We start from the raw sequence: 12,566 nt of genomic DNA, 5'->3' as shown, positions 1-12,566 counted from the left end.
AATGGTCTTTTGCTATAATGACATACGTTTAGACAAGTATAGAAAGCAAGTGTCCGTTTGAGGCATTTGGCTTTATTCATTGAAGGGGCTGTTATGAAGGTTCGGGAAACTGAACTGCCAGGTATCGGTCACAAAGCCGAAATGATCACAAAAAATAATGAGAAGCTTGCCATCATTACACACGATGACGGCAGGAGAGAAATGTATCATTTTCAAGAGGACGATCATGAAGAATCTATTTCTGGTATCTTGCTAAACGATGAAGAAGCAAGTCAAATTGCAGCAATCTTAGGCGGCATGGTATATAAGCCGAAAGCGTTTGAAACTGTAGAAGTAGCCATTGATGAACTGATGATTGAATGGTTTAAGATTGAAAAGAATGCACCAGCTGTTCAGCAAACCATCGGTGACCTGAGTGTCCGCCAATATGATCAAGTAACAGTCATCGCTATCGTGAGAAAATCATATGAGAAAATGTGAAATCCAGGACCTGAAACGGTCATTGAAGAAGGGGATACCCTTGTTATTTCTGGAGCTAAGACAAGAAATAAAGAACCTCATTAATGAAAAACTCAGCAGCTAATTCATGCCCATGCTGATAGATTTTCTTCCGCTCATTTCTTTCTGTGTTTAAAAAGGACAATAAAAAGGGAAGAATAAAAGAAAAAGCTTGGGGGATATGTAGATGAACAAACAACAATGGACCATCATACTCGCATTTATTTTCGTATTAATTGTCTCAGTATTTGCCGTGATCAATGTGCGGCCAGTGCAAGTTGACTACTTATTTGGATCGGCTGAATGGCCGCTGATTCTTGTCATTATTGGTTCTGTGCTCATGGGCGGACTCATTGTGGCTTTTGCAGGGATCTTCCAAATTGTGAAACTAAAACGTGAACTAAAGGCTTTAAAAGCTGAGCGTGCAGCCGCACCTGCACCTGCTGTTTCGAATAAAAAGGTCGACAAAGACGTTCAAAAGAAACCGAATGTGACGCCTTTAAAAGAACAGCCAGCATCATTTGACCGGAAGGAAAAATAATCTTCCAGCACAATTTCATAAAATAAAAATTGAAACCCCTCAGGCCACTCTAGTATAATAGTGTGGTTGAGGGGTGAATTTATGTTATTATCCAAAATGCGCTGGGAATATGAACATCCAAGCGAAGAAAAAGTGAAATCACTCTCTGAAAATCTGAATATTTCAGCGCTGACTGCATCGCTTCTTGTAAAAAGAGGACTCGAAGAAGTAGAAGAAGCGAGGTCTTTTTTATTTGATCAAAAAGCCGAATTTCATGATCCATTTCTTTTAAAAGGAATGAAAGAAGCAGTAGAGCGCATCAACAAAGCGATCGAAGAGCAGGAATCGATTGTGATCTTCGGAGACTATGATGCGGATGGTGTGACAAGTACGTCTGTGCTTTTACATACATTAAAAGAGTTGTCTGCGAAAGTAGACTTTTATATTCCAGATCGATTTAAAGAAGGCTATGGGCCTAATGAACAGGCTTTTCGATATATCAAAGAGCAAGGCGCATCGCTTGTCATCACCGTCGATACAGGCATTGCAGCTGTAAATGAAGCACGTATTGCAAAAGAAATAGGGTTAGACCTGATCATTACAGATCATCATGAACCAAGTGAGGAGCTTCCTGAGGCACTTGCGATTGTCCATCCTAAGCAGCCGGGATGTGAGTATCCGTTTAAAGAACTTGCCGGTGTAGGCGTAGCGTTTAAAGTGGCGCATGCTCTTCTTGGAAAGCTGCCAACTCAGCTGTTAGATCTTGCGGCAATTGGGACAATAGCGGATCTTGTGCCGCTTCATGATGAGAATAGATGGCTCGCTAAAAAAGGGCTTATGCAGCTTAGGCAGTCGAATAGACCGGGGCTGAAGGCGTTATTAAAAGAAGCAGGTGCTACTCTTGAAGAAGCAAATGAGGAAACGGTCGGCTTTCAAATTGCGCCAAGGCTGAATGCTGTAGGGCGAATTGAACAGGCCGATCCAGCTGTTCATCTTCTCATGACAGAGGATAAGGATGAAGCAGAAGAACTCGCTCGTTTTGTACAAGAACTGAATAAAGAACGTCAAAAAATTGTGAGTACGATCACAGAAGAAGCCATTCAAATGGTGGAAGAGACAGGTGATGACCAGTCTGCAATCGTTGTAGCGAAAGCTGGCTGGAATCCGGGTGTTGTCGGAATTGTTGCCTCTAAATTGACGGATAAATTTTCTCGTCCGGCGATTGTGCTTGGAATAGATGAAGAGACGCAAATGGCAAAAGGATCAGCGCGGAGTATTCCTGGCTTCGATCTATTTTTCCATTTAAGCAAATGCCGCGACATTCTGCCGCATTTTGGCGGGCACCCGATGGCTGCGGGTATGACACTTCGGGCGGATGATGTTCCTTTACTAAGGGAAAGATTAAATCAATATGCGAATGAAACGTTGACAGAAGAAGATTTTATTCCGATTCAGCGGGTTGATGCTGTATGCAAGGTAGACGAATTGACGGTTGAAGCGATTGAAGAAGTGGGGATGCTGTCACCATTTGGCATGCAGAATCCAAAGCCGTTCATCATGATTGAAGATGTGAGACTTGAAGAAATCCGAACAATTGGAGCAAATCAGAATCATATTAAAATGTCTCTGAAAGATGAAGATAAGCTGCTTGACTGTGTCGGTTTTCATCAAGGTCAATTAAAAGAAGAAGTTGTCACAGGTAGCCGCATTTCCGTCATTGGTGAAATGTCCATCAATGAATGGAATAACCGGAAGAAACCACAGCTCATGCTAAAAGATGCCCGAGTAGATGCATGGCAGCTGTTTGATTTGCGCGGCAAAAAGGATTGGGAAAAGACCATCTCCACGCTTGATCCAGAAAAATATGTGGTGGTCTGTTTTGACGAAGAAACAAAACAGGATGTCAATATCCCGATTCATCATGTCCATGCAGAAAATGTTTCAACATTCGATGTAGAAGGCAAGTATGTCGTCTTTGCAGATGTTCCTGCAGATGAACACTTGCTAAGGCAGCTGTTAGAAAACCAAAAGCCAGCTAGAGTTTATACGGTTTTCCAAAGAAAAGAAGATCATTTCATGTCCGCTTTCCCTAGCCGTGATCAATTCAAATGGTTTTATGGATTCTTGTTAAAACGAGGAAGTTTCCCTCTCAAGGAACAAGGAATGGAGCTTGCGAAACATAGGGGCTGGACAAAAGATACAATGATTTTTATGACAAAGGTGTTTTTTGAACTTGGTTTTGTTAAAATAGAGAATGGTGTGCTGTCAATAGTACGTGATGCCCCTAAAAAAGATTTAACAGCATCAGCATCCTATACAGCAAAACAACGATTGATGGAACTCGATCAAACACTAACATATTCCTCAGCCAAAGAGCTGAAGGAATGGCTGAATAGCATGATGAGCGAAGTCTCACCTGTGCTTTGACGTACGAGGAGGAAAAGGAAAAGATGGATTTAAAACAATATGTGACAGTTGTACCTGACTACCCAAAGGAAGGTGTACAATTTAAAGATATTACAACGTTAATGGATAAAGGCGAAGTGTACCGTTATGCAACGGATCAAATCGTTGAATACGCGAAGGAAAGAGACATTGATCTCATTGTTGGACCTGAAGCGCGTGGATTCATTATTGGCTGCCCTGTAGCATACGCACTTGGTGTAGGTTTTGCACCGGTTCGTAAAGAAGGAAAGCTTCCTCGTGAAGTCGTTAAAGTCGAATACGGCTTAGAATATGGGAAAGATGTATTAACGATTCATAAAGATGCGATTCGTCCTGGTCAACGTGTATTGATTACAGATGACTTACTTGCGACTGGTGGAACAATTGAAGCGTCCATCAAGCTTGTAGAGGAATTGGGCGGCGTTGTGGCAGGAATTGCATTCTTGATTGAGCTGACGTATCTGGACGGCAGAAAGAAGCTTGACGGTTACGACATCTTGACGTTAATGCAATACTAATGGAGTTTTACGAAAAAAGCACTCGGTAAGAAGGGTGCTTTTTTCCTATCAAAAATCTTTTAGCGGACTTCTTCTCTTTACATCTATCGAATTTTTCTTGATAATAAACTACAATACAGTTTTCATTTAAAAAGGTGATTCCATGGCGAACGAACAAGTTTTAACGGCGCAGCAGGTCATTGACAAGGCAAGAGAATACCTGTCCGCTGAACATATTCAATTTATAGAGCGAGCATATGAATATGCTGAAAATGCACATAAGGAGCAATACCGGAAGTCTGGTGAGCCTTATATTATCCATCCAATTCAAGTGGCGGGGATTCTTGTTGACCTTGAAATGGACCCATCGACCATTGCAGGCGGTTTCCTGCACGATGTTGTCGAGGATACAGATGTGACATTACAGGATTTAAAAGAGTATTTTAACGAAGAAGTTGCGATGCTTGTTGATGGTGTAACAAAGCTCGGGAAGATTAAATATAAATCACAAGAAGAACAGCAGGCCGAAAACCATCGAAAAATGTTTGTGGCAATGGCGCAGGATATACGCGTCATCTTGATTAAACTGGCAGACCGTCTGCACAATATGAGAACGCTCAAACATCTTCCTCAGGAAAAGCAACGTAGAATTTCAAATGAAACTCTTGAAATCTTTGCACCGCTTGCGCACAGATTAGGGATTTCAAAGATTAAGTGGGAGCTTGAAGATACAGCGCTCCGTTACTTAAATCCGCAGCAATATTACCGGATCGTGAATCTCATGAAGCGCAAACGAGCGGAACGTGAGGAATACTTGGATGAGGTTGTCAATGAAGTAAAAGATCGTGTGTCAGAGGTAAACATCAAGGCTGAATTTTCCGGAAGACCAAAGCATATTTATAGTATTTATCGCAAAATGGTCCTGCAAAATAAGCAGTTTAATGAAATTTATGATCTGCTGGCCGTTCGTATTTTGGTTGACAGCATTAAAGACTGCTATGCCGTGCTCGGGATTATCCATACATGCTGGAAGCCGATGCCAGGCAGGTTTAAGGATTATATTGCAATGCCAAAGCCGAACATGTACCAATCGCTTCATACAACAGTGATTGGGCCAAAAGGTGACCCGCTTGAAGTTCAAATCCGAACAGTGGAAATGCATGAAATTGCAGAGTACGGAATTGCTGCGCACTGGGCATACAAAGAAGGAAAAGAGTCAGCAGAATCAACGGAGGAAGCTGTCTTCCAGAAGAAGCTCTCTTGGTTTAGAGAAATCCTTGAATTCCAAAATGAATCGACAGATGCAGAAGAGTTTATGGAATCGTTAAAGATCGATCTCTTCTCTGATATGGTGTTTGTCTTTACTCCAAAAGGAGACGTCATTGAACTGCCATCGGGTTCCGTGCCGATTGACTTCTCTTACCGGATTCACTCGGAAATTGGGAACAAAACGATCGGTGCGAAGGTCAACGGAAAGATGGTCACGCTCGATCATAAATTGAAAACAGGTGACATTATTGAAATTCTGACATCAAAGCACAGCTATGGGCCAAGTCAGGATTGGGTCAAACTTGCCCAAACCTCCCAAGCGAAGCACAAGATCAGACAGTTTTTCAAAAAACAGCGCCGTGAAGAAAATGTCGAAAAAGGCCGAGAACTCGTGGAGAAAGAAATCAAAAACCTTGAGTTTGATGTCAAAGACATCCTGACAGCTGAAAACCTGCAAAAAGTGGCTGACAAATTTAATTTTTCAAACGAAGAGGATATGTATGCAGCGGTTGGTTATAACGGAATTACTGCACTCCAAGTCGCCAATCGTTTAACTGAAAAAGAAAGAAAACAAAGAGATCAAGAAGAACAAGAAAAAACGGTTCAAGAAGTGACAGTAGAGCCAAAGACATATCACGGGAAGAAACGAGAAGCAGGTGTAAGAGTCAAAGGGATAGATAACCTGCTTGTCCGCTTATCTAAGTGCTGTAACCCTGTTCCAGGTGATAGCATTGTTGGTTTTATTACGAAAGGCCGAGGCGTATCTGTTCACCGTGATGACTGTCCGAACGTGAAGACAGGAGAAGCGCAAGAACGGTTAATTCCGGTAGAGTGGGAGCACGAACAGCCTGCTCGAAACCGTAAAGAATACAATGTGGAAATTGAAATACTAGGATATGATAGACGCGGCTTACTCAATGAGGTGCTTCAAGCAGTCAACGAAACCAAAACGAACATCTCGTCGGTTTCTGGTAAGTCTGACCGTAACAAAGTGGCGACGATCCATATGGCGATCTTTATCCAAAACATTAACCATTTGCACAAAGTGGTAGAACGCATTAAACAAATCAAAGACATCTACTCTGTTCGCCGATTCATGAATTAGAAAGGAAGTATATCGTCTATGAGGCTTGTTGTGCAGCGTGTGACAAGTGCATCTGTGAAGGTAGAAGAAGAGATCACAGGTGCCATCAATGAAGGATATATGGTACTCGTTGGTGTCACACACGAAGATACAGAAGAAGATGTGCATTATTTAGCTGATAAGCTTGCACATTTACGTATTTTTGAGGATGAAAACGGGAAAATGAATCATTCGTTATTGGATGTAAAAGGAAGCGTGCTGTCTGTGTCTCAGTTTACTCTTTATGGTGATACGAGAAAGGGCAGAAGGCCAAATTTTATGAAAGCAGCCAAGCCAGATGCTGCGAACGCCCTTTACGAAAGTTTCAATAAAGCCCTTAGAGAAAAAGGTATTCATGTAGAAACTGGCCGCTTTGGCGCGATGATGGATGTGTCATTGACCAATTCAGGGCCTGTGACTATCTGGATGGATAGCAAAGAATAGATTCACTTTAGACTGTAGATAAACTCTTGCAGGAGTTTGTTTAGAGTCTTTTTCTTTTGCGATCAAACAAAAAAGAGGCGCAGTGGCCTCTTTTTTCTAGCGGAAATATTGTTTTAATCCTTCTGTCATTCCTTCTGTGACTCGTTCTTGGTAAGAGGCGCTATAAATGATGGCTTCCTCCTGAGGATTGCTTAAATAGCCGAGTTCATATAAAAGAGAAGGACGTTTGTTTTCTCTTAACACAAAATAATCTCCGAATTTGACACCCTTATCAGGGATTTGAGAGCGTTTAGCGACTTCTGTATGAACGTTTGTCGCTAATTGCTGGTCTTTTGCTGCTTGATAATAATATGCCGTACTTCCTCTGACACTTGGGTCCATAAAACTATCATAATGAAGACTAATAAATGCATCTGCATTTCTGTAATGAGATGTTGCAACCCTCGATTGAAGGCTGATAAAAGTATCTTCACTTCTTGTTAAATAGACATTTGCACCAGAAGCCCTTAATTTTCCTGCCAGTAAATTGGCGGTTTTGATGGTAATGTTCTTCTCAAACGCACCATCTGCTCCAATCGTGCCGCTGTCTTTTCCGCCATGACCTGGATCAAGAACAATCGTTTTTCCTTTTAAAGAACCAGTTCCTGATGAAGAATCCTGCTGTGGTCTTGGTGCCTCGCTGCTATTTTTATTCGTTTGAACGACCCAGCTTGCCACATAACCAGTTCCGCCGTTAGATAGTGTCACCTCGTACCAGTCACCTTGCGTGCGAACAATTTGATAGGCAGCGCCTTTTGTGGCTCTTTCTGCAATCTGAGCAGAGGTAGAAGCACTTTTTCGAATGTTGGTGCCATCGTAGACAATGTACGCTTTCTTTTGGGAAGCCGAAGAAGATGGATTCTTTTCACCAGCCGAACTCGCTCCATTGCTTGTGACGATGTAATAGCTTGCTGCCCAGCCTTTCACGCCTTTTGCCTCAATTTCATACCAGCCGTTCTGCTCGCGCAAAATGGTGATCTGTGTGTTGCGGGCAAGTGAAGCGACGACTTGTGCATTTGGTGCCGCCGATTGCCTTACATTCAAGCTCGATACGCCAACTGTGCCTGTCTGTTTAGAGCGAGAGGACTCGCCAGAGCTTGATTGAGCAGCTTTTTGGCCGCCTGACACATAATCAGAGTGAACCCAGCCTACTGCTTGTTTATACGAAATTTTTGTCCATTCGCCGCTTGTCTGCAGCTTTTTAGCGGAAGCGCCTTGCGGGAAAGTTCCGACGACTTGATAGGAAGTCCCAGGGCCTGTCCGTATGCGAAGATCAGAGGCTGTCGATGTAATGGAACCGCTGCCTGCTGAGCTTTGATTTTGCGTCTTTGGCTTAGCGGAGTTTTGGCCGCCAGATGATGTCGTAATCAGCCATGAGACGACCCACCCTTTTTGACCGTTCGATAGCCCGATCTGCACCCATTCTCCTTGTTTCGTGAGAATGGGATAGCTTTCCCCGCGCTTCACAACAGCTGCGATTCCATAGCTTAAGCCAGGGCCCGTTCTCACATTGATTTCATCTGTAGCGACCACAGCTTGATCTGTTTGTGCTGTAGCATGTGTCATAGGCAAAGTACTTGCAATGAGAACAAAACAGGTAAGCAGCATCATCATTTGATTGTGTTTTTTTAGTTTCAAAACGGTGTTTTCCCCTCCCTTGTAAAACCGATGAATGTAAATTCGTTATGTAATGGACTAATTCCTTGCAGTTTCCCTAATAAAAATGAATCAATCTGTTTATACTAAATAAAAACGTGATAAAAGGATGTACAAACATGAGATTAAGCAGAAAATTAGGACGAGTGCAATATAATGGACATCGTGATATCGATCGCTGGCAGCACGACGAAATGGATCAACCAGGCTTCCTTGAAGAAACCGCATCTGAATACGGATGTACGTCAAAAGAAGAGCTGGAAAAGAAAAAGAGGCCCGGCAAGGGTTGACAGAGTGGCAGCACCGACCTTATTATAATATAAATCAACACACTTGAAAATTTAAAATGTGGAACTGATGATAGAGAATAGTAGGGTAAATTGCGTGAGCAGAGAGGAATCGCCTTAGGCTGAAAGCGAATCCGCATGGCATTTATCACGAAAGAACACTCTGTAGGTTTCCTGCTGAACGCTCTAAAAATGAGTCAATAGGCGGAGAACGTGAATCTGCGTTAAGGATTTGAGCGGGAACATGGCTAGATCATGTTCCAACTAGGGTGGCACCACGGGTATAACTCTCGTCCCTACTATACACATAGTAGAGGCGGGGGTTTTTTATATGTCCACATAAAAAAATGAATGATGGTCGTAGGAGGACGAAAAATGAGTTTTAATATTCCAAGAGGCACACAGGATATTTTACCTGGAGAGTCAGAACGCTGGCAGTATGTTGAACAAATTGCAAGAGATACATGTGCAGCCTTTCAATACAAAGAAATCCGCACACCGATTTTTGAGCATACAGAGCTGTTTGCACGGGGAGTAGGCGAATCAACCGATATCGTTCAAAAAGAGATGTATACATTTGAAGATAAAAAGGGGCGCAGCATCACCCTTCGTCCAGAGGGAACGGCATCAACCGTACGTTCTTATGTTGAAAATAAATTATTTGCACAGCCGGCGCAGCCAACAAAGCTGTATTACATTGGGCCAATGTTCCGCTATGAACGTCCGCAAACGGGAAGATATCGTCAATTTTATCAGTTTGGGATTGAAGCGATCGGTTCAAAGGATCCAGCCATTGATGCAGAAGTTATTTCCCTTGCGATGAGTGTTTATGAGAAAGCAGGTCTTTCAAACTTAAAGCTCGTCATTAACAGCCTTGGTGACAAAGAGAGCCGTGCAGACTACCGCAAGGCACTTGTTGAGCACTTTGAGCCAAGAATCGATGAATTCTGTCATGACTGTCAAACCCGTTTACATCAAAATCCGCTGCGAATTCTTGATTGTAAAAAGGATCGTGACCACGAATTGATGGCAACGGCTCCATCCATTCAAGATTACTTAAATGATGAATCACGGACTTATTTTGAAAAGGTCAAACAATACTTAACAGATATAGGCGTTGAATATATCGTCGATCCGAACTTAGTGCGCGGCCTTGATTACTACAATCACACGGCATTTGAGATCATGAGTAATGCTGAAGGCTTTGGTGCGATTACCACATTAGCCGGCGGAGGCCGATATGATGGACTTGTTGAAGGAATTGGCGGTCCTGAATCACCAGGAATCGGTTTTGCTATGAGTATTGAGCGTTTCCTATCAGCAATCGATGCTGAAGGGATTGATCTTCCACTGCAAGATGGCATTGATCTATACATTGCTGCACTCGGTGATGATGCGAAAGATTACGCTGTTTCATTATTAAATCGTCTGAGAAAAGAAGGCATTTCAAGCGAAATGGACTATACAGGGAAGAAATTAAAAGGACAATTTAAAGCGGCTGATCGATTAAAAGCCAAGTTTATTGCAGTCCTTGGTGAAGATGAGCTGGCGCAGCACATTGTGAATGTAAAAGATACGACAACGGGTGAACAAATTGAAGTGAAGCTTGATGAGCTGATTCAAATGATGAAGGCCCACAAGAAGGCGTAAAGAAGGAGTGGAATGTTTGTGTTTGGTAGAACTTTTTATTGTGGAGAAGTAACAGAAGACCAAATCGGTCAAACCGTTGTATTAAAAGGGTGGGTTCAAAAAAGACGTGACCTTGGCGGACTAATCTTTATTGATCTGCGTGACCGTACAGGAATTGTACAAGCTGTTTTCAATCCAGACCTTTCAAAAGAGGCACTCGAGACAGCAGAATCGATTCGTAATGAATATGTCCTTGATATTAAAGGAACGGTTGTCGCAAGAGAAGAAGCAACGATCAATCCAAATCTAAAAACAGGGAAAATTGAAATACAAGTCGAAACGGTCAGCGTGTTAAATGAAGCGAAGACCCCTCCTTTTGTTATTTCAGATCAAGCGGACGAGGTATCAGAAGATGTGCGCTTAAAATACCGTTACTTAGACCTTCGCCGTCCTGCTATGTTTGAAACGATGAAAATGCGACATGAAGTCACAAGAGCATTCCGCCATTTCTTAGATGACAACGGCTTTCTAGATATTGAAACACCGATTTTAACTAAAAGTACGCCAGAGGGTGCACGTGACTATCTTGTTCCAAGCCGTGTACACGAAGGAGAGTTCTATGCCTTGCCTCAGTCCCCGCAATTATTTAAACAATTGCTGATGGTCTCAGGAATGGATCGATACTATCAAATTGCCCGCTGCTTTAGAGATGAAGACTTGCGTGCTGACCGTCAGCCGGAATTCACACAAGTCGATATCGAAATGTCCTTTATGAGTCAAGAGGACATTATGACGCTTGCTGAAGAGATGATGTCAAAGGTGATGAAAGATGTCAAAGGCGTAGATTTGACATTGCCATTACCTCGCATGACTTATGATGAAGCGATGAACTCTTATGGTTCTGATAAACCAGATACACGTTTTGAGATGAAGCTTGTCAACATTTCAGACACGGTAAAAGACTCTGATTTCAAAGTCTTTAGCGGAGCTGTAAAAAATGGTGGAGCTGTGAAAGCCATCAATGTCAAAGGGGCTGCAGCGAACTACTCAAGAAAAGACATTGATGCCCTTGGTGCATTTGCTGCGAACTACGGTGCAAAAGGTCTAGCTTGGCTTAAAGCAGAAGGGACAGAATTAAAAGGGCCGATTGCTAAATTCTTTGACGAAGCAAAGCAAGCAGAATTAAAAGAGCAGCTTCAAGTCGAAGAAGGCGACCTTTTACTCTTTGTTGCAGATAAGACGTCTGTTGTCCATGACGCACTTGGCGCCCTTCGCCTAAAACTCGGCAAAGAGCTTGAACTCATCGATGAGTCTGTATTCAACTTCTTATGGATTGTTGATTGGCCGCTGCTTGAAAAAGATGAAGAAGAAGGCCGCTTCTATGCTGCCCATCATCCTTTCACAATGCCAGTACGCGACGATCTTGAATTAATTGAGACAAGCCCAGAAGACATGAAGGCACAGGCATACGATCTTGTCCTGAATGGCTATGAGCTTGGCGGAGGTTCGATTCGTATTTTCGAAAAGGACATTCAAGAAAAAATGTTTAGCTTACTTGGGTTTTCAAAAGAAGAGGCTTATGAACAATTCGGCTTCCTTCTAGATGCTTTTGAGCACGGTGTTCCTCCGCATGGCGGAATCGCGCTTGGTCTTGACCGCTTAGTGATGCTGCTTGCCGGCCGCTCTAACCTAAGAGACACGATTGCGTTTCCGAAAACGGCAAGTGCGAGCTGCGTGTTAACAGATGCTCCAGGCCATGTGAGCGAAGCGCAGCTTGATGAGCTAAGTTTAGCCATTAAAACAAAAGTAAAACAGTAAAATAGACGCATGGATATAGGCATGTAAACGCTTGAAAAAGCGGCATGCCTATGATATGCTTTCTTCAATCAATAAATAAAGTCCTGATACGTACGGTGGTTACCTAGTTTTGACCGAACATTTTTTTATACGGGAGCTTGCCTTTCCTTTCTGCATAAATGCCTCTTTAGAGGACTTATAAAGTCAGGAAGAAAGCACCCACCTGCATGGTGCGGGGTTCAAAACGAAGGAAAAGCTGGCGGCGTTGTCGGGACTTTTTTGTGTTTTTTTCTTTTTCAGAAGGATGACGAAGAAGGTTGAATATGATATGATTCTTTCGATTCATTTTAAATAAAGGTGGA

At 42.7% G+C, this 12,566-nt stretch carries 9 protein-coding genes, 1 other RNA gene, 1 pseudogene and 1 other annotated feature; of the genes and pseudogenes, 10 read left to right on the top strand and 1 reads right to left on the bottom strand.

Annotation, left to right across the window (positions count from 1 at the left end):
• Positions 1 to 93: 93 nt before the first annotated feature.
• From MKY83_RS12735 to dtd, 6 genes and pseudogenes are all read left to right on the top strand, one after another.
• A pseudogene (locus MKY83_RS12735) lies at positions 94 to 583 on the top strand (cation:proton antiporter regulatory subunit).
• Between the two features lie 102 nt (positions 584 to 685).
• Positions 686 to 1,039, top strand: coding sequence for a lipopolysaccharide assembly protein LapA domain-containing protein (locus MKY83_RS12730; protein WP_044140026.1), 354 nt, complete (start codon positions 686 to 688; stop codon positions 1,037 to 1,039).
• Positions 1,040 to 1,120: 81 nt separating this feature from the next.
• Positions 1,121 to 3,445 (top strand): single-stranded-DNA-specific exonuclease RecJ, encoded by a 2,325-nt coding sequence (gene recJ, locus MKY83_RS12725; protein ID WP_044140027.1) that lies wholly within the window; start codon positions 1,121 to 1,123, stop codon positions 3,443 to 3,445.
• Between the two features lie 23 nt (positions 3,446 to 3,468).
• Positions 3,469 to 3,981: an adenine phosphoribosyltransferase gene (locus MKY83_RS12720; protein ID WP_003216770.1), complete on the top strand. Its 513-nt coding sequence runs from the start codon at positions 3,469 to 3,471 to the stop codon at positions 3,979 to 3,981.
• Between the two features lie 142 nt (positions 3,982 to 4,123).
• Complete coding sequence (locus MKY83_RS12715) at positions 4,124 to 6,334, top strand: bifunctional (p)ppGpp synthetase/guanosine-3',5'-bis(diphosphate) 3'-pyrophosphohydrolase (RefSeq protein WP_044140028.1); 2,211 nt, start codon at positions 4,124 to 4,126, stop codon at positions 6,332 to 6,334.
• A gap of 18 nt (positions 6,335 to 6,352) precedes the next feature.
• The gene (gene dtd, locus MKY83_RS12710) at positions 6,353 to 6,796 is read left to right on the top strand and encodes a D-aminoacyl-tRNA deacylase (protein WP_044140029.1); all 444 of its coding nucleotides are present in this window, start codon (positions 6,353 to 6,355) and stop codon (positions 6,794 to 6,796) included.
• A 96-nt stretch (positions 6,797 to 6,892) separates the two neighbouring features.
• On the opposite strand, the gene MKY83_RS12705 is transcribed toward dtd, so the two are convergent.
• Entirely contained in the window at positions 6,893 to 8,473 is a 1,581-nt protein-coding gene (locus tag MKY83_RS12705) for an SH3 domain-containing protein (protein WP_106065668.1), read from the bottom strand.
• Between the two features lie 137 nt (positions 8,474 to 8,610).
• Between MKY83_RS12705 and MKY83_RS12700 the strand changes: the two genes are divergently transcribed.
• The 4 genes from MKY83_RS12700 (at position 8,611) to ssrS (ending at position 12,483) form a co-directional block, all read left to right on the top strand.
• Positions 8,611 to 8,781: a YrzK family protein gene (locus MKY83_RS12700; protein WP_157957781.1), complete on the top strand. Its 171-nt coding sequence runs from the start codon at positions 8,611 to 8,613 to the stop codon at positions 8,779 to 8,781.
• 58 nt (positions 8,782 to 8,839) lie between these two features.
• Positions 8,840 to 9,079, top strand: a binding site (T-box leader).
• A gap of 74 nt (positions 9,080 to 9,153) precedes the next feature.
• On the top strand, positions 9,154 to 10,428 hold the full coding sequence (gene hisS, locus MKY83_RS12695; protein WP_065098517.1) for a histidine--tRNA ligase: 1,275 nt from the start codon (positions 9,154 to 9,156) through the stop codon (positions 10,426 to 10,428).
• Positions 10,429 to 10,446: 18 nt separating this feature from the next.
• Positions 10,447 to 12,225, top strand: a complete 1,779-nt coding sequence (gene aspS, locus MKY83_RS12690) for an aspartate--tRNA ligase (protein ID WP_106066941.1) — start codon at positions 10,447 to 10,449, stop codon at positions 12,223 to 12,225.
• 77 nt (positions 12,226 to 12,302) lie between these two features.
• Positions 12,303 to 12,483, top strand: a non-coding RNA gene (gene ssrS, locus MKY83_RS12685) — 6S RNA.
• Positions 12,484 to 12,566: the final 83 nt, after the last annotated feature.

The sequence above is a fragment of the Bacillus sp. FSL M8-0266 genome (assembly GCF_038613425.1).
In the GTDB taxonomy this organism is placed as follows: Bacteria; Bacillota; Bacilli; order Bacillales; family Bacillaceae; genus Bacillus; species Bacillus pumilus.
The sequence above is the reverse complement of the archived record's forward strand: the minus strand, read 5'-3'. Positions and strand labels throughout refer to the sequence as shown.

Bases quoted from the DNA above. Each gene is read 5' to 3' on its own strand.
- MKY83_RS12730 (WP_044140026.1), top strand. From the start codon at position 686: ATGAACAAACAACAATGGACCATCATACTCGCATTTATTTTCGTATTA.
- recJ (WP_044140027.1), top strand. From the start codon at position 1,121: ATGTTATTATCCAAAATGCGCTGGGAATATGAACATCCAAGCGAAGAA.
- MKY83_RS12720 (WP_003216770.1), top strand. From the start codon at position 3,469: ATGGATTTAAAACAATATGTGACAGTTGTACCTGACTACCCAAAGGAA.
- MKY83_RS12715 (WP_044140028.1), top strand. From the start codon at position 4,124: ATGGCGAACGAACAAGTTTTAACGGCGCAGCAGGTCATTGACAAGGCA.
- dtd (WP_044140029.1), top strand. From the start codon at position 6,353: ATGAGGCTTGTTGTGCAGCGTGTGACAAGTGCATCTGTGAAGGTAGAA.
- MKY83_RS12700 (WP_157957781.1), top strand. From the start codon at position 8,611: ATGAGATTAAGCAGAAAATTAGGACGAGTGCAATATAATGGACATCGT.
- hisS (WP_065098517.1), top strand. From the start codon at position 9,154: ATGAGTTTTAATATTCCAAGAGGCACACAGGATATTTTACCTGGAGAG.